General features: G+C 58.4%; 21 protein-coding genes. 11 read left to right on the top strand and 10 right to left on the bottom strand.

Translation table 11 applies throughout. The features are described from left to right. Window positions 1-6: 6 nt before the first annotated feature. From AC2T6E_RS13115 to citG, 7 genes are read left to right on the top strand one after another with little or no spacing between them, the layout of a single operon-like run. Complete coding sequence (locus AC2T6E_RS13115) at window positions 7-870, top strand: fumarylacetoacetate hydrolase family protein (protein ID WP_108416258.1); 864 nt, start codon at window positions 7-9, stop codon at window positions 868-870. Between the two features lie 10 nt (window positions 871-880). Then, complete coding sequence (citC, locus tag AC2T6E_RS13110; RefSeq protein ID WP_174340126.1) at window positions 881-1,903, top strand: [citrate (pro-3S)-lyase] ligase; 1,023 nt, start codon at window positions 881-883, stop codon at window positions 1,901-1,903. A gap of 16 nt (window positions 1,904-1,919) precedes the next feature. Next, window positions 1,920-2,213, top strand: coding sequence for a citrate lyase acyl carrier protein (gene citD, locus AC2T6E_RS13105; RefSeq protein ID WP_010435508.1), 294 nt, complete (start codon window positions 1,920-1,922; stop codon window positions 2,211-2,213). Then, a complete protein-coding gene (gene citE / locus AC2T6E_RS13100) occupies window positions 2,210-3,085 on the top strand; it encodes a citrate (pro-3S)-lyase subunit beta (RefSeq protein ID WP_010435505.1) in 876 nt (291 codons plus the stop codon). Before citD ends, citE begins: the two co-directional genes overlap by 4 nt. Before the next feature lie 10 nt (window positions 3,086-3,095). After that, a complete protein-coding gene (gene citF / locus AC2T6E_RS13095) occupies window positions 3,096-4,613 on the top strand; it encodes a citrate lyase subunit alpha (RefSeq protein ID WP_262186354.1) in 1,518 nt (505 codons plus the stop codon). A gap of 2 nt (window positions 4,614-4,615) precedes the next feature. Then, complete coding sequence (citX, locus tag AC2T6E_RS13090; protein ID WP_486692100.1) at window positions 4,616-5,155, top strand: citrate lyase holo-[acyl-carrier protein] synthase; 540 nt, start codon at window positions 4,616-4,618, stop codon at window positions 5,153-5,155. Then, window positions 5,133-5,936: a triphosphoribosyl-dephospho-CoA synthase CitG gene (citG, locus tag AC2T6E_RS13085; RefSeq protein WP_174340130.1), complete on the top strand. Its 804-nt coding sequence runs from the start codon at window positions 5,133-5,135 to the stop codon at window positions 5,934-5,936. The genes citX and citG overlap by 23 nt, the downstream gene beginning before the upstream one ends. Before the next feature lie 88 nt (window positions 5,937-6,024). On the opposite strand, the gene AC2T6E_RS13080 is transcribed toward citG, so the two are convergent. From AC2T6E_RS13080 to mutY, 4 genes are all read right to left on the bottom strand, one after another. After that, a complete protein-coding gene (locus AC2T6E_RS13080; RefSeq protein WP_120158656.1) occupies window positions 6,025-7,281 on the bottom strand; it encodes a nucleoside permease in 1,257 nt (418 codons plus the stop codon). 225 nt (window positions 7,282-7,506) lie between these two features. Continuing rightward, window positions 7,507-8,583, bottom strand: coding sequence for a membrane-bound lytic murein transglycosylase MltC (gene mltC, locus AC2T6E_RS13075; protein ID WP_108416264.1), 1,077 nt, complete (start codon window positions 8,581-8,583; stop codon window positions 7,507-7,509). 124 nt (window positions 8,584-8,707) lie between these two features. Beyond that, window positions 8,708-8,980, bottom strand: coding sequence for an oxidative damage protection protein (locus AC2T6E_RS13070; protein ID WP_023309138.1), 273 nt, complete (start codon window positions 8,978-8,980; stop codon window positions 8,708-8,710). A gap of 26 nt (window positions 8,981-9,006) precedes the next feature. Continuing rightward, a complete protein-coding gene (gene mutY / locus AC2T6E_RS13065; protein ID WP_200832790.1) occupies window positions 9,007-10,059 on the bottom strand; it encodes an A/G-specific adenine glycosylase in 1,053 nt (350 codons plus the stop codon). Window positions 10,060-10,203: 144 nt separating this feature from the next. On the opposite strand from mutY, the gene trmB reads away from it, so the two are divergent. Genes trmB through AC2T6E_RS13050 form a run of 3 tightly spaced genes read left to right on the top strand, consistent with a single transcriptional unit; the run spans window position 10,204 to window position 12,023 of the window. Further along, window positions 10,204-10,923 carry a tRNA (guanosine(46)-N7)-methyltransferase TrmB gene (trmB, locus tag AC2T6E_RS13060; protein ID WP_089599965.1) on the top strand — a complete coding sequence of 240 codons (720 nt, stop codon included), beginning with the start codon at window positions 10,204-10,206 and terminating at the stop codon, window positions 10,921-10,923. Continuing rightward, complete coding sequence (locus AC2T6E_RS13055; protein ID WP_010435485.1) at window positions 10,923-11,249, top strand: YggL family protein; 327 nt, start codon at window positions 10,923-10,925, stop codon at window positions 11,247-11,249. Before trmB ends, AC2T6E_RS13055 begins: the two co-directional genes overlap by 1 nt. Before the next feature lie 57 nt (window positions 11,250-11,306). Further along, on the top strand, window positions 11,307-12,023 hold the full coding sequence (locus AC2T6E_RS13050) for a YggN family protein (RefSeq protein WP_126815894.1): 717 nt from the start codon (window positions 11,307-11,309) through the stop codon (window positions 12,021-12,023). 82 nt (window positions 12,024-12,105) lie between these two features. On the opposite strand, the gene AC2T6E_RS13045 is transcribed toward AC2T6E_RS13050, so the two are convergent. The 6 genes from AC2T6E_RS13045 to AC2T6E_RS13020 form a co-directional block, all read right to left on the bottom strand. Continuing rightward, the gene (locus AC2T6E_RS13045) at window positions 12,106-12,444 is read right to left on the bottom strand and encodes an endonuclease domain-containing protein (RefSeq protein WP_148400589.1); all 339 of its coding nucleotides are present in this window, start codon (window positions 12,442-12,444) and stop codon (window positions 12,106-12,108) included. Between the two features lie 63 nt (window positions 12,445-12,507). Beyond that, entirely contained in the window at window positions 12,508-13,650 is a 1,143-nt protein-coding gene (hemW, locus tag AC2T6E_RS13040; RefSeq protein WP_148400590.1) for a radical SAM family heme chaperone HemW, read from the bottom strand. Next, window positions 13,643-14,236 carry an XTP/dITP diphosphatase gene (locus AC2T6E_RS13035; protein ID WP_047743815.1) on the bottom strand — a complete coding sequence of 198 codons (594 nt, stop codon included), beginning with the start codon at window positions 14,234-14,236 and terminating at the stop codon, window positions 13,643-13,645. Before AC2T6E_RS13035 ends, hemW begins: the two co-directional genes overlap by 8 nt. A gap of 3 nt (window positions 14,237-14,239) precedes the next feature. Continuing rightward, window positions 14,240-14,536 carry a DUF167 family protein YggU gene (gene yggU, locus AC2T6E_RS13030; RefSeq protein ID WP_120158660.1) on the bottom strand — a complete coding sequence of 99 codons (297 nt, stop codon included), beginning with the start codon at window positions 14,534-14,536 and terminating at the stop codon, window positions 14,240-14,242. Then, window positions 14,533-15,099, bottom strand: coding sequence for a YggT family protein (locus tag AC2T6E_RS13025; protein WP_010435467.1), 567 nt, complete (start codon window positions 15,097-15,099; stop codon window positions 14,533-14,535). The genes yggU and AC2T6E_RS13025 overlap by 4 nt, the downstream gene beginning before the upstream one ends. A gap of 21 nt (window positions 15,100-15,120) precedes the next feature. Then, window positions 15,121-15,822, bottom strand: a complete 702-nt coding sequence (locus tag AC2T6E_RS13020; protein WP_148400591.1) for a YggS family pyridoxal phosphate-dependent enzyme — start codon at window positions 15,820-15,822, stop codon at window positions 15,121-15,123. Between the two features lie 17 nt (window positions 15,823-15,839). Here AC2T6E_RS13020 and AC2T6E_RS13015 point away from each other — a divergent pair, with 17 nt between their 5' ends. After that, window positions 15,840-16,820 carry a type IV pilus twitching motility protein PilT gene (locus AC2T6E_RS13015; protein WP_148400592.1) on the top strand — a complete coding sequence of 327 codons (981 nt, stop codon included), beginning with the start codon at window positions 15,840-15,842 and terminating at the stop codon, window positions 16,818-16,820. Window positions 16,821-16,828: the final 8 nt, after the last annotated feature.

Below are 16,828 nucleotides of genomic sequence, written 5' to 3'. Positions count from 1 at the left end.
AGAACAATGAAACTCGCAAGCTTTTTATACCAGGGAAAACGCAGCTACGGCATCGTCCAGGCCGACGGCGTGATTGATTTAGGCCGCCGTCTCGGCGACCGCTACGGCGACCTCAAGGCGCTGCTGCAGGGCAACGGGCTGGCGCAGGCCACCCGCTATATTAACGACGCGGTGGACGTGCCGCTGAGCGCCATCACCTTCTTACCGGTGATCGTGCAGCCGGAAAAAATCCTCTGCGTGGGCATGAACTACGCCGACAAGCGCAAGGAGTTTGACCAGCATAACCCGGCCCCGACGCTGTTTGTCCGCTTCCCGGATTCACAGACCGGCCACAACGAGCCGGTGCTGAAGCCGCGCCACTCCAGCGAATTTGACTATGAAGGCGAGCTGGCGGTGATCATCGGCAAAGGCGGGGAGAACATCAGCCGCGACGACGCCCTGCGCCACGTGGCGGGCTACAGCTGCTACATGGACGGCTCCGCCCGTGACTGGCAGCACACCTGGTTTACCGCCGGTAAAAACTGGCGTCAGACCGGCGCGTTTGGCCCGTGGATGGCGACAGCGGACGAAATCCCGGACCCGCATCAGCTGGCAATCCGCACCTGGCTGAACGGCCGCATGGTGCAGGAAGACAACACCAGCAGCATGATCCACAAGGTTGCGGAGCTGATCGAGTACATCAGTACCTTTACCCGCCTCAGTCCGGGCGACGTGATCATCACCGGATCCCCGGGCGGGGTGGGTAAAAAGCGTAACCCGCCGCTGTTTATGAAAGAGGGCGATCGCATTGAGGTGGAGATCGAGCATATCGGTCACCTGAGCAACGTGATTATGGAAGCGCCGGCCGTTGGGCTTGCGGCGGCACACTGAGTAAGGCGGCATGAACAGTCAACCCATCGATTTTCGCCACACCCTCGTGGCGAAGCATCCGGAACGCTTAAGCCAGATCCGCTACCTGCTGGCAGACAGCGGCCTTGGCCTGGACAACGACATCACGCTGTTTGTCGAAGCCTGGTCCGGCTCGCAGCTGGTGGGTTGCGCAGGGCTTGCTGCCAACGTCATCAAATGCGTGGCGGTCAACGAGCAGCTTCGCGGCGAGAACCTCAGCGCGCGGCTGCTGGCAGAGGTGGAAAATGCGGCGCTGGAGCGCGGCCATTTTCACCTCTTCCTCTGCACCCGTCCGTGCAACCGGGAGCGCTTTGCCCGCAGCGGCTTCTGGCCGATTGCCCAAAGCGGGAACAACGCGGTGCTAATGGAGAACACCCCGCAGGGGATTGAACGCTACTGCCGTTCCCTGCGCGCGAAGCGCAAGTGCGGGGAGAACATTGGCGCGATAGTGATGAACGCCAATCCGTTCACCCTCGGCCACCGCCATCTGGTGGAGCAGGCGGCGACGCGGTGCGATGCCCTGCATCTGTTCGTGGTGCGTGAAGACGCCTCGTTCTTCCCGTTCAGCGCGCGCCTCGAGATGGTGCGCGCGGGCGTGGCGCATCTGCCGAACGTGGTGGTGCATGAAGGCTCGCAGTACATCATCTCCCGCGCCACCTTCCCGGCCTACTTCCTGAAGGAGACCGGCAGGGTGCAGCAGGCGTGGAGCGAGATCGACGTGCTGATCTTCCGGGACTTTATTGCTCCGGCGCTGGGCATCACGCACCGCTTTATCGGCTCGGAGCCGTTTTGCGATATCACCCGCCAGTACAACCAGACGCTGCACGACCTGCTGGCCTCGCATATCGACGTGGTGGAAATGCCGCGCATCAAGGCCACCGGCAACGCCATTTCGGCCTCGGAAGTGCGCCGCTTACTGAAGACACAGCAGTTTTCCCGGATCCGGGAGATTGTCCCGGACTCCACCTTCGCGCACCTCGAAGCACATTACCGTGCGAGTGCGGAAGTCGCTTAATTACCAGGAATTTATCATGAATATTGTAAGGGAGGCGCTGGCCGGAACGCAGGAGTCCAGCGACCTGATGGTGAAAATCGCTCCCGCTCACGGCGAGCTGGAGATTGTCATCCACAGTGAAGTGATTAAGCAGTTTGGCGAGCAGATCCGCCAGGTGGTCAACGACACATTGCGCGCCATGAACGTGCACCAGGGATTAATCATTATTGAAGACAAAGGGGCGCTGGACTGTGTGATCCGCGCCCGCCTGCAGAGCGCACTGATGCGTGCCGCCGATGAACAGGCCATCAACTGGGGGGCGCTGAAATGAGCAAACTCCGCCGCAGCATGCTGTTCCTGCCGGGTGCCAACGCCGCCATGCTCTCCACCGCCTTTATCTACCGTCCTGACTCCATCATGTTTGACCTTGAGGACGCCGTCGCCCTGCGCGAGAAAGACACCGCGCGCATGCTGGTGTTCCACGCGCTTCAGCACCCGATGTATCAGGATATCGAAACCGTGGTGCGCATTAACCCGCTCAGCACGCCGTTTGGCCTGCTGGATCTGGAAGCCGCCGTGCGGGCAGGCGTGGATGTGATCCGCCTGCCAAAAACCGACACCCCGGACGATATCTACGAGCTGGAAGGCCACCTCGAGCGTATCGAGCAGGCGTGCGGCCGCAAGGTCGGCTCCACCCGCGTGATGGCGGCGATTGAATCAGCCATTGGCGTCATCAACGCCGTGGCGATTGCCCGCAGCTCTCCGCGCCTCATCGGGATTGCGCTGGCCGCCTTTGACTACGTGATGGACATGCAGACCGAGCGCGGCGACGGCACCGAGCTGTTCTACGCCCGCTGCGCCGTGCTGCACGCCGCCCGCGCGGCGGGCATCGACGCCTTCGACGTGGTGTGGTCAGACGTTAACGACGAGGCCGGATTCCTGCGCGAGGTCGATCTGATCCGCAAGATGGGCTTCAACGGCAAATCGCTGATTAACCCGCGCCAGATTGACCTGCTGCACAACGCCTACGCCCCGACTCAGGAAGAGGTGGATCACGCCAAAAGGGTGATTGAGGCGGCAGAAGAGGGCGAGCGTAACGGCCTGGGCGTGGTGTCGCTCAACGGCAAAATGGTGGATGCACCGATTATTAACCACGCGCAGGTGGTGCTGGAGCGCGCGGCGGCCTCCGGCGTGCGTCGGTAAGGATGAGATGATGAATCAGACAGAACTTCTTCACGTGAATTTTCCCCATCTGCGGGACTTAAAACCCTTCGATACCGCCCACAGCGCCACGCCGTGGCTGGCGGACAGCGACGCGAAGCACAGTCGCAAGCTCTGCGCCTCCATTGAAGAGGCGGTGATGCGAAGCGGCCTGCAGGACGGGATGACCATCTCCTTCCACCATGCGTTTCGCGAAGGCGATCGGGTGATCAACACCGTCGTGGCGCTGCTGGCGCGGATGGGTTTCAAAAACCTGACGCTGGCCTCCAGCTCGCTGATGACCTGCAACGACGCGCTGATCGAACATATCGAAAGCGGCGTTATCACCCGGATTTACACCTCGGGGATGCGCGGCAGGCTGGCGGATGCCATCTCCCACGGGCTGATGGACGAGCCGGTGCAAATTCACTCCCACGGCGGGCGCGTGAAGCTGCTCCAGGACGGCGAGCTAAATATCGACGTGGCGTTTCTCGGCGTGCCGTGCAGCGATGAGTTTGGCAACGCCAACGGGACGCACGGCAAATCCTGCTGCGGCTCGCTGGGCTACGCCATGGTGGACGCGCACTTTGCCCGCAAGGTGGTGCTGCTGACGGAAGAACTGGTGCCGTTCCCCAATATGCCCGCCAGCCTGGTGCAGGACCAGGTGGACTACATCGTGCAGGTGGAGAGCGTGGGCGACCCGGCGAAAATCAGCGTCGGCGCGGCGCGCGTCACCAGCAACCCGCGCGAGCTGATGATCGCCCGCTATGCGGCGGACGTCATTGAACACTCCGGCTACTTCAAACCGGGCTTCTCGATGCAGACCGGCTCCGGCGCGGCGGCGACCGCCTGCACGCGCTTTATGGAAGAGAAGATGGAGCGCAGCGGCGTGAAGGCGCGCTTTGCGCTTGGCGGCATCACCGGCAGCCTGGTGGATCTGCACGAGAAGGGGCTGATCGAAAAGCTGCTCGACACCCAGTGCTTTGACGGCCAGGCGGCGGCTTCGCTGGCGCGCAACCCGAACCACGTGGAGATCTCCACTAACGTCTACGCCAACCCCGGCAGCAAGGCAGCAAGCTGCGACCAGCTCGACGTGGTGATCCTCAGCGCGCTGGAAATCGACGTCGATTTCAACGTCAACGTGATCACCGGCTCCGATGGGGTGATGCGCGGCGCGTCCGGCGGGCACTGCGACGTGGCCGCCGCGGCGAACCTGACCATTGTGGTCGCGCCGCTACTGCGCAGCCGTATTCCGACGGTCGTGAAGCGGGTGACCACGCGCCTCACGCCGGGCGAAAGCATTGACGTGCTGGTCACCGACCACGGCATTGCGGTCAATCCGGCGCGCCCGGAGATCCGCGAGCGGCTGCTGGAAGCCGGGCTCAACGTTGTGGATATCAGCGCGCTTTACGCGCGGGCGATTTCCCTGACCGGCGTACCGAAACCGATTGAATTTACCGACAAAATCGTCGGGGTGATCCGCTACCGCGACGGCAGCGTGATCGACACCGTACGACAGGTGAAGGAGTAAGTATGATTTCAGCGACACCCGTGCGGGCGGGTGTCAGCCTGGACGAACTGCTGGCGGCGAAAGATCGCCGTGCGGCGCGCCAGGCCGACATGCTCACGCACTATCAACAACCGGTGATTTCCCTCACGCTGGTCACGCCGGGGGAAATCAAAGACAGCCTGCGCTATCGCAATACCATGGGCGTGGCGCTGCAAATGTGCGACCAGCTGCTGTGGGAGAACCGCTGGCAGGTGCTGGACCGCCAGGTGCTGTGGCTACCGACCGGGCCAGAAGCCCTGTGGTGCGTGGCCCATCCGGCGGCGGAAATCAAAGCGCACTGTGCGGATCTGGAGCAGACGCACTCTCTCGGCAGGCTGTGGGATCTGGACGTGATCTGCCCTCAGCACGGCCACGTCGGGCGTCAGTCGCTGGGGGCGAATCTCAGACGCTGCCTGATCTGCGACGAGCCCGCTCACGCCTGTTCCCGCTCGCGAAAGCATCCTGTTGAGGCGGTGGTTTCCCGCGTGGAGAAGACGATCGATGACTGGTTTGCTCGCGACTAAACAGCGCCCGGTTGACGTGCCCGCGCTTGCCGAAGCGGCGCTGTGGCAGGAGCTGGAGCTGACGCCCAAGCCGGGGCTGGTGGACAAGCTCAATAACGGCTCCCATCGCGATATGGACCACGCGCTGTTCGTCCGCAGCATTGCGGCGATTACGCCTTGGTTTTCGCGCTTTGCTGAGCTGGGTTGCACGCATGCAGATAAACCTGCTGCCGAACAATTAAGGATTATCCGCCCGATGGGGATGGCCTGCGAGCAGGCGATGTACGCCGCGACGAACGGAGTGAACACTCACAAGGGCGGGATTTTTGCCCTGGGTTTACTGTGCTTCGCTGCCGGGCGTGTGAAAAACATCTCCGCAGACAGCCTCTGTTGTGAGGTGAGTAACATCTGCAGCGGGCTGGTATCGCGTGAGCTGGCCGCACGCAGCGGGCAGGCGACGGCGGGCGAGCGGCAGTTTCAGCAGTACGGTTTAACTGGCGCGCGCGGCGAGGCGGAGAGCGGCTTCGCGACAGTGCGTAAGGCTTTGGATTCGTGGAACGGACAGTCGCTTCACGGCCTGCTGTTGCGCCTGATGGCGGTTAATCAGGACAGCAATCTCGTATCGCGCGGCGGCATGGAAGGGTTGCGCTACGTTCAGGGCTACGCGCGGGAATTACTGGCTAACGGCTGGGATCGTGAGGCGTTGCTTAGAATGGATAAGGCATTGATTGAACACAATCTGAGCCCGGGCGGCAGTGCGGATTTGCTGTCGGTGGGGTGGGTGCTCTCTGCAATAAAATAGCCGGGTGGCTAACGCTTACCCGGCCTACTCTCCGTGCTTTTGTAGGCCCGGTAAGGCGAAGCCGCCACCGGGCAAAAGACATCAAGGATCAATGCGCGATCGGCTGCGCACCGTGTGGTTCACGTACGTGCTTGTACTTGAACAGCGCGATAAACGCGAAGAACAGCACCAGCGAGTACGCGGCGAAGATCAGCCACACTGGCTGCCAGTCGGTGATGCCGTTGGTGGTGTACATCTCAACCACTTTACCGCTCACCACGCCGCCCAGAATACAGCCGAAGCCGTTGGTCATCATCAGGAACATGCCCTGCGCGCTGGCGCGGATTTCAGGCTTCACCTCTTTTTCCACAAACACCGAACCGGAGATGTTGAAGAAGTCGAAGGCGCAGCCGTAAACAATCATCGACAGCACCAGCAGCACGGTGCCGAACGCGCTCGGATCACCGTAGGCGAACAGGCCGAAGCGCAGCATCCATGCAGCGATACTGATCAGCATGACGTTTTTGATGCCGTAGCGGCTCAGGAAGAACGGGATGGTCAGGATGAACAGCGTCTCAGAGATCTGAGAGATGGACATCATCACCGACGCGTGCTCGACGATAAAGCTTCCGGCAAACAGCGGGTTGTTATCGAAGCTGTGCAGGAAGGTGTTGCCGAACATGTTGGTGATCTGCAGCTCTGCGCCCAGCAGCATTGAGAAGATAAAGAAGATCGCCATGCGTCTGTTTTTAAACAGCGCGAACGCGTCCAGGCCGAGCATGGCGCTCCAGCTCTGGTTTTTCTGCTGGTTAGAAACTGGAATGTGCGGCAGCGTCAGGGTGAACAGCGCCAGTACCACGGAGAGCGCGGCACCGATATAGAGCTGCATATGGCTCAGCTCAAAGCCCGCGAAGCTCACGCCCCACATCGCCATGATAAAGCCGATGGTGCCCCAGATACGGATTGGCGGGAAGTCGGTCACGATATCCATTCCCGCAGACTTGATGCGGTGGTAGGAGATGGTGTTGATCAGGCCAAGCGTTGGCATATAGGCCAGCGAGTTAAGCAGGATCACCATGAACATCGCCCCCGGCGTGGTCACTTCGGCCGCCATAAACAGCGTCCCCGCACCCACCAGGTGGCAAAGCATGTATAGCCATTTCGCACTTAACCATTTATCCGCCACGATACCGAGCAGTGTTGGCATGAAGACAGCCGCGATACCCAGCGAACTGTATACGGCACCGATAGACGCACCGTCGAACTTGAGCGTCACAAACATATAGGAGCCGAGTGTGGTCAGCCAGCTACCCCACAGGCAGAACTGCAGAAACGACAAAATTTTAAGCTGCAGCTTAAGGTTCATGTTACTTTCCTCACAAGTGAGCGGGAGATATGTTGTTTTGGGAACATTCAGGGTTGTTATTTGATGCAATTCTATCAGTTGGCAACGATATGTTTTGTTACCTCCCGCAAAAAAATGCAATCCACATTAATTTGCAGTTTGGATTGTGATGCAAATAACATTTTCGTATGGGTGTTCACGTTCCCTCTCCCTTTTGGGGAGAGGGTTAGGGTGAGGGGGCGTTTTTTAGCGACGACGATAATTCTTCTGCGCCGTATTCACCTTATACAGATAGCGGCGGGATTCCGCAGACGGGTGGCGGGTGGTGAGGGTTGAGTAGACATCCCCCGGCGCCATGCTGTTGATGATGTTCGCGGCCTGCACCTTATCGCTGGAGAAGACGCGCAGCACGCTGCCCGCACCGCCGTTATAGGCGGTGATCACCGCATAGCGGCGCGACGTTGGGTTATCAATTCCGCCCAGGTACACATTATTCAGCATCGCCAGATAGGCGGTGCCGGTATCGATGTTGCTCTGCGGGTCGAACAGATAGCTGCGGCTCGGCGTGCCGGATTTACCCTGCGAGCGGAAGACGTCTTTACCGGCGCTGTGCTGCACAACCTGCATCAGCCCCAGCGCGTCGGAGCGGCTTACCGCGTACGGGTTGAATGAAGATTCGGTCTGCATAATCGCCAGGATCAGCGACTCATCCACGCCGTATTTACGTGACGCCTGACGCACCATCCCAATGTACTTATGCGCACGCTTGTCGAGGTGGTTCGGCACCAGGTTGATGGTGATGCTGTAGATGATCTTCAGGCCGTTCGAGCGGCTTTTCAGGCGCGTTTGCAGCAGATAATCCGCGAAGTTCGTGGCGCGGCCTTCCCAGCGGATCGGCTGACCGGTCTGATCGACGACCTGGCCGTACAGGAACGGCTCTTTGGAAATGGTAATGTCGTCAGCGTCGGAGTAGAGATCGATAGAGCCCGGATCGTCACCCATCAGCAGGGTTTTGATAATCGCCTGACGCAGGCGCGCAGCAGGGTCAGTGCCTGCGATGGTTTCAACCGTGATCGTACCGTCATCAAAGTTGATGTGGCTACGGGTCTGATAGGCATCGGTGTACTTAACGTAGTCCTTAGGTCCGGCGATAAGAACTTCGTTAAATCCCCATATGTTTTCGATGTTGTGGGCAAACTGCCCCATCAAAATGTCAAAACCGTTGGTGTCCTTAACCCAGGCTTCGTTGTAATCATCGCCTTTTTTGGAAGAACAAGAGACAAGCAACGGCGCAACAAGAGCTAGCGCTAAAAGTTTTTTCATCATTCCGGGAGTGCGTGTTGTGTTTGCTTAGTCGTTGCTATTGCCCGGCGGCGCTACGCTTGCACGGGCCTACGGTTTTGTAGGCCGGGTAAGCGCAGCGCCACCCGGCAACAGCCGCTCAATATTATTTTTCCGGTGGCGTATAGCCTTCGATGTGCACGTCTTTACCTTCGAACAGGAAGCTCACCATCTCCTGCTCCAGCAGCTTCCGGTGTTCAGGGTTCATCATGCTGAGTTTTTTCTCGTTGATCAGCATGGTCTGCTTTTTCTGCCACTGTCCCCAGGCTTCTTTGGAGATTTCATTGTAGATGCGTTTACCCAGGTCGCCCGGATAAAGCTGGAAGTCCTGGCCTTCAGCGTCACGCTGCAGGAAAGTACAAAAAATCGTTCTGGCCATACTCATTCCTCTTTTTCTTGCCGATGCTAAACCATTGCACCGGCACGTAATTGTTGTAACAGGCGCTCCACGGGAGCCGCCAGCCCGACTGAAGGCGGTTGCGCTAAGTTATACCAGAGAGCGGTGCCTTCATCCATGCACGAGGTGAATGAGGACACGGGAAGCCACATGGGCACAATATCCAGATGGAAATGGCTGAAGGTGTGGCGAAACGCCGTCTGCTGCGTCAGGTTATCGGCGGCTATTCCGCGCTGTTTAAGCCATTCACGCAGCAAATCTTCATTTTCAAACTGTGGGAAGCAGTATAGACCGCCCCACAGACCGCTCGGCGGACGCTGGGCAAGGAACACCTCATCGCCGTGTTGCATCAGCAGCATATAGCCGGTGCGCTCCGGCAGCGTCTGTTTGGGTTTCTTACCGGGATACTGCGCCCACGAATGGTTGGCATACGCCACGCAGAGATTATTCACCGGGCAGAGTTCGCATTTTGGTTTTGAGCGCGTGCAGACCATCGCGCCCAGATCCATCATCGCCTGGTTAAAACGCTCCACCCCTTTCACCGGGGTGACCGCTTCGCTGATCTCCCAAAGGCGTTTTTCTACGTCTTTCTTACCCGGCCAGCCGTCGACGGCATAGCAGCGTGCCAGCACGCGCTTCACGTTGCCGTCGAGGATCGGGAAATGCTTGCCTAATGAAAGGGAAAGAATCGCGCCTGCGGTGGAGCGCCCGACGCCGGGGAGATCGGCCACCTCGTCAAAGGTTTCCGGGAATTTACCGTTATGGCGCGTCGCGACCTGCTGCGCGGCCTTGTGAAGATTACGCGCGCGGGCGTAATAGCCCAGGCCTGTCCACAGGTGCAACACTTCGTCTAATGGCGCGTTTGCCAGATCGTTGACCGTCGGGAAGCGCGCCATAAAACGCTCGAAGTAAGGAATGACCGTGGCGACCTGCGTTTGTTGCAACATCACCTCGGAGAGCCATACTTTGTAAGGCGTTTTTTCAATTTGCCAGGGCAGGGTTTTACGCCCGTATTTGTCGTACCAGTCCAGCACCTGGGCTGAAAATTGAGAGGCTTGCATGGTCATCGATTCACATAATCAGGGACGCAGATTGCAGCACAGCGTCAATCTGCTGTAAACCGGATCTTTCCCATGCTTGCATAGAAGCCTTAACTTTGGATAATGCCCGTTTCCCGAACACTCTCACAAGCAGACAACTCTTTTATGAAAAACGACGTCATTTCACCGGAATTTGATGAAAACGGTCGCCCGCTGCGCCGTATTCGCAGCTTTGTCCGCCGTCAGGGCCGCCTGACAAAAGGGCAGCAACACGCGCTGGACAACTACTGGCCGGTGATGGGCGTTGAGTTCACTGAACAGCCTGTCGACTTCGCCGACCTGTTTGGCCGAGAAGCGCCTGTGACGCTGGAGATCGGTTTTGGTATGGGCACCTCGCTGGTGACCATGGCGAAAGCGCGACCGGAGCAGAACTTCCTCGGTATCGAGGTGCATTCGCCGGGCGTCGGTGCATGCCTGGCAACGGCCCACGAAGAGGGCGTTGAGAACCTGCGCGTCATGTGTCACGACGCGGTGGAAGTGCTGCACAAAATGATTCCTGACAATTCTTTGAACATGGTTCAGCTCTTTTTCCCTGACCCGTGGCACAAAGCACGTCATAATAAACGCCGTATCGTTCAGGCACCGTTTGCCGAGCTGCTGAAAAGTAAGTTAAAACTGGGCGGCGTCTTCCACATGGCGACCGACTGGGAACCATATGCGGAACATATGCTGGAAGTGATGTCCTCGCTGGACGGCTATAAAAACCAGTCTGAAAGCAACGACTATGTACCGCGCCCGGATTCACGTCCGGTGACAAAATTTGAACAGCGTGGCCATCGTCTTGGTCACGGTGTATGGGACTTAATGTTCGAGAGGGTGAAATAATGGCAAAGAATCGTAGCCGTCGTCTGCGTAAAAAGATGCACATCGAAGAATTCCAGGAAGTGGGCTTCTCTGTTGCCTGGCGTTTCCCGGAAGGCACCAGCGTGGAGCAGATCGATCAGGACGTTGACGCGTTCATTAATGATGTGATCGAGCCAAACAAGCTGGCCTTCGACGGTAGCGGCTATCTGGCGTGGGAAGGTCTGATCTGCACCCAGGAAGTCGGTAAATGCACCGAAGAACATCAGGCGCTGGTACGCAAATGGCTTGAGGACCACAAACTGGAAGATGTCCGCATCAGCGAACTTTTCGACGTTTGGTGGGACTAATAAAGCAAGTACAGGGCCAGCATTAGCTGGCCCATTTTGTCTGAGGGAGTGTTAAAGATGCGCAAAACGTTGCTGGCGGTTGCTTTACTGGCAATCGGATCCACCGCCCATGCGGAGTATAAATGTAGCGTCACCCCGCGTGACGACGTGGTGTTAAGCCCGCAAACCGTGCAGGTCAAAGGCGAGAACGGCAATCTGGTGATTACGCCGGATGGTAACGTGACGTTTAACGGCAAACCGCAGAACCTGACTGCCGCGCAGCGCGAGCAGGCGAAGGATTACCAGGCCGAACTGCGTACCGCACTGCCGTGGATTAACGACGGCGCGCTGACGCGCGTTGAGAAAAGCCGCGTGGCGCTGGATAAGATCATCACCAAAGAGGTGGGTGAGAGCAGCAATATGCGCACCCGTCTGACCAAGCTGGACAAGCAGCTTAAAGAACAGATGAACCGGATTATCGAGAATCGTACCGATGGTCTGACGTTCCACTACAAGGCGATTGATCAGGTCCGTGCTGACGGGCAGCAACTGGTGAATCAGGCGATGGGCGGCATCCTGCAGGACAGCATCAACGAGATGGGGGCGAAAGCCGTGCTGAAAGGCGGCGGTAACCCGCTGCAGGGCGTGCTGGGTAGCCTTGGCGGCTTGCAGACCTCGATTCAGAACGAGTGGAAAAACCAGGAAGATGATTTCCAGCAGTTCGGCAAAGACGTGTGTAAACGCGTGGTGTCGCTGGAAGATAGCCGGAAGGCGCTGGTGGGGACGCTGAAGTAAGATCTCTGCGCGCTGGGCCCCTCACCCCGGCCCTCTCCCCATGGGAGAGGGGGTTAGAGTTCCCTCTCCCTGTGGGAGAGGGTTAGGGTGAGGGCATCAGGCATTGCAGTCGTTGAAGAATGATATTTAACACTTCATCTTCGTTAACGCGAAATTCATTATTCCAGAACCGTACGACTTCCCACCCGTGCGTATTCAAAAACGCGGTACGACGTGAATCATAGTCCTCTTCACCCTGATGTTGCCCCCCGTCCAGCTCAACGATCAGTTTCGCCTTAAAGCAGGCAAAATCGACGATATACGGGCCAATCGGCATCTGGCGGCGAAACTTATACCCATAGAAGCGACGGCCTCTGAGCAAATACCAGAGGCGTAATTCTTCGGGCGTCATTTGTTTGCGGAGTTGTTTTGATTTGTCCATCCCCACACTCTGCCAGCCTTTCCCTCAGCCGGCAGAACGGGATGCAAAATCCTGAATCAGCCTTCAGGAATCTTCGGCGAGGAACAGCTCAAGAAGGGAGTTTAAGAACAATTTGCCGTGCTCGGTGATCTGCCAGTATTCCTCACACTCGGTCAGATACCCCTGCGCCAGCGCCTCGTCGATCTGCGGGCGAATCACCGATTCCGGCAGACCGGTGTACAGCGCAAACTCCGCGCGCGGCGCGGCTTCCAGCAGACGGAAGCGGTTCATGAAGAACTCAAACGGCTTATCCGCCGCCTCGACGTCGTGCTGACGCTCCAGATAGCGGCCTTCCATATATCCACGCGGGTGCCGGGTCTTAGCGGTGCGCAGAATGCGCCCGTCAGGGAAGGTGACCTTGCCGTGCGCGCCGCAGCCAATCCCCAGATAGTCGCCAAAGCGCCAGTAGTTCAGGTTGTGCTGACACTGGTAGCCCGGCTTCGCGTACGCGGACGTTTCATACTGCTGGTAGCCCGCAGCGGTTAACAGTTGGTGACCCTGCTCGAAGATATCCCACAGCGCGTCGTCGTCCGGCAGCACCGGCGGGCGGGAACCGAACAGCGTGTTTGGCTCGATGGTGAGCTGATACCACGACAGGTGCGGCGGGTTCAGTTCGATCGCCTGGCGCAGGTCGTCCAGCGCTTCTTCCAGCGACTGATCCGGCAGGCCGTGCATCAAATCCAGGTTAAAGCTGCGAAGATTAAGCCTGGTCGCCAGGTTCGCCGCGCGCTTTGCCTCTTCCGGGCCGTGAATGCGGCCCAGACGTTTCAATTTCGGCTCGCTAAAGCTCTGCACGCCGATGGAGATGCGGTTCACCCCCGCACGCTGATAGTCGACAAAACGGTCGGCCTCAACGGTGCCGGGGTTGGCTTCCATCGTAATTTCAGCATCCGCTGCCAGGTTCAGACGCGCGCGTACGCCGTCCAGCAGCGTTTGCATTGCCGGGCCTGAAAGCAGGCTCGGCGTACCGCCACCAATGAAAATGGTCTTAACTTCACGTCCCTGTGCGTAAGCGACATCGGCGTCCAGATCGGCCAGCAGATGCGCAACGTAGTCATCATGCGGCACTTCACCCTTCAGCGCGTGCGAGTTGAAATCGCAGTACGGGCATTTCTGCACGCACCACGGGATGTGAATATAAAGACTCAGAGGTGGCAAATTAGCCATTACGTAACGCTTCCAGTAACAGTTTCAGTGCGCGTCCACGGTGGGATATCGCGCTTTTCTCTTCGCGGGTCAGTTCCGCGGCGGTTTTGTCCTCGGTCGGGACAAAGAAGATCGGGTCGTAGCCAAAGCCGCCGTTGCCCGCTGCTTCACGGGTAATCACGCCCGGCCAGCTGCCGTGGCAGACGATAGGCGTCGGGTCTTCCGCATGACGCATATAAACCAGTACGCAGTGGAACTGCGCGGTGCGCTGTTCGTCCGGTACGTCTTTCAGGGCGACAAGCAGCTTTTCCAGATTCTGCTGGTCGGTGGCGTCCACGCCGGAATAGCGTGCAGAGTAAATCCCCGGCGCACCGCCGAGAAAATCCACGGCCAGGCCGGAGTCATCGGCAATCGCGGGCAGGCCGGTGACCTGTGCGGCGTGGCGCGCTTTGAGGATCGCGTTTTCGATAAACGTCAGCCCCGTCTCTTCGGCGGACTCGACGCCAAGCTCGGTCTGGGCGACCACGTCCAGCCCAAAATCATTTAATAGCGAGGCCAGCTCGCGCACTTTACCGGCGTTACCGGTCGCGAGAACAACTTTCTGCATGGTTTAGTCCTGTTCTGTCAGAGCCGCGACTTCCGTCGGGATTGCTTGCGGATTGAGGATTTTTACCTGTTTATGCCGCCCAAGTTCACCTTTTTCAATGATGACCTGGCTTTTGGCGACGCGAAACTGTTTTGCCAGATATTTGGTCAGATGCGCGTTCGCCTGGCCGTCAACCGGCGGGGCGGTGATGGCGACTTTTAACTCGTCGCCATGCAGCCCAACAATACTGTCACGGCTGGCTTTGGGCTGAATGTACAGCCGCAAAACCAGCCCGTCAGCGCAGGTGCTTACGGCACTCATAGCGCCATCCACAGCCCCGGCAGCAGCATGTTGCCCGTGGACTGTAACAGCTCAGCGATACCCATGTTGACCACATACAGCAGCAGTACCAGGATCATCGGCGAGAAATCAATACCGCCCATCGAAGGCAGCAGGTTGCGAATAGGGCGCAGCAGCGGTTCGGCCAGTTGGATCAGCGCATATTCAACCGGACTACGGCCCTGGCTTACCCAGCTCATTATCGCCATCACCAGCAGCACCCAGAAGATCAGCAACCCGACGGTTTTGACCAGAATCAAGACCGCAGCAATCCAGATAATCGGCTGGAAGGTGATGACCATAAACAGCACGATCGCTTTGATAACGCTCAGAATAAACGCCACCAGCAGAGACGAACTGTCGATGGGACCCATCGCCGGAATAATACGGCGCAGCGGCCCGACAACAGGTTGCGTGATTTTCACAACAAACTGGGAAAACGGATTGTAAAAATCACAGCGGGCCCACTGCATCCAGACGCGCAGTAAAAGCGCCATCGTATACAGCTCAAGCACCGTTGAGAGCAGGAAAGTCAACGTCTTCATGGCGTTCCTCAGGTTTCCTTATTATTTTGAGTAGTCGCGCGCACCGAAAATTGCCGTGCCGATGCGCACCATAGTGCTGCCTGCCGCGATGGCGGCTTCCATATCATCCGACATGCCCAGTGAAAGCGTGTCTACCGTTTCATAGCGCGCTTTAAGCGCCTCAAATGCTACAGCCATTTGCTGTGCCACGGCAAACTGCCTTTCATAACTTGACTCAGGTGCCGGAATTGCCATCAGCCCGCGCAGGGTTAAACGCGGCAGGGCGGCGACTTCTTCTGCCAGCGCATCCAGTTCGCTCAGCGCAATGCCGGACTTGCTGTTTTCATCACTGATGTTGATTTGAATCAGCACGTTAAGCGCGGGCATCTCTGCGGGCCGCTGGTCGTTCAGACGGGTAGCAATGCGCAGTCGGTCAACGGTATGGCACCAGTCGAAATGCTCTGCCACCAGACGGCTTTTGTTCGACTGCAGCGGGCCGATAAAGTGCCACTGCAGATCTGAATTCCCCTGCTCCTGGAAGGCGCGAATTTTATCGACGCCTTCCTGCACGTAGTTTTCGCCAAACGCCCGGTGGCCTGCCGCTATCGCTTCTGCGATGGCGCTCGCAGGCTTAGTTTTGCTGACTGCAAGCAGGGTAATTTCTTCTGAAGCACGGCCGCAACGCGTTGCAACGGCTGAGATTTTGTCCCGGACCTGTGCCAGGTTATGCGCAATGTCGTTCATTTTCCGAGGAGTAGTCTATGGATGTGGAAGAAATTGTGGCCCTTAGTGTAAAGCATAACGTCTCCGATCTACACCTGTGCAGTGATTCACCGCCGCGCTGGCGCAGATTAGGCCGCCTTGAACCGGCCCCGTTTCCAGCCCCCGACGTTGAGGCGCTATTAAAAACCTGGCTCAACGATGAACAGCAGGGCGCGTGGTGGGCAAACGGACAGGTAGACTTTGCCGTCACGCTCACAGGCAATCAGCGTCTTCGCGGCAGTGCGTTTACGCATATGAAGGGGGTGTCGATCGCTTTGCGACTGTTGCCGCTCGCGTGCCCGCAGCTTTCTGCACTGGGTGTGCCCAGGGCTATCCCGGAACTGCTCTCCAGTGACAGCGGGTTGATTCTGGTGACGGGTGCGACCGGAAGCGGAAAATCCACGACGCTCGCGGCGATGGTGGATTTTCTCAACCATCACACTGACGGCCATATTCTGACGCTCGAAGATCCGGTGGAGTTTATGTACCAGAGTGAACGCTGCCTGATACAGCAGCGGGAGATGGGTCAGCACAGTCTCTCCTTTGCCGAGGCGCTGCGTAGTGCGCTGCGCGAAGATCCGGACGTTATTCTGCTGGGAGAGCTGCGCGACAGCGAAACCATCCGCCTTGCGCTGACGGCGGCCGAAACCGGGCACCTGGTGCTGGCGACGCTGCATACACGCGGCGCTTCGCAGGCGATTGAACGGCTGGTGGATACCTTCCCGGCGCAGGAGAAAGATCCGGTGCGTAACCAGCTGGCAGGCAGCCTTCGCGCTGTACTGGCGCAAAAACTGCTCCAGGACGTGCAGGGCGGACGCGTGGCACTTTATGAACTGCTGGTGAACACCTCGGCGGCGGCGAATCTCATCCGCGAAGGGAAAACGTGGCAACTACCCGGCATCATACAAACGGGTCAGCAGGTGGGGATGCAGAACTTTGAGCAGAGTCTGGCGGAAAGGCGGGCGCAGGGGCGGCTGTAGGCCCCGGC

Source organism: Enterobacter sp. B79-1, assembly GCF_057444735.1.
This window is presented reverse-complemented; position numbering and strand designations above follow the sequence as displayed.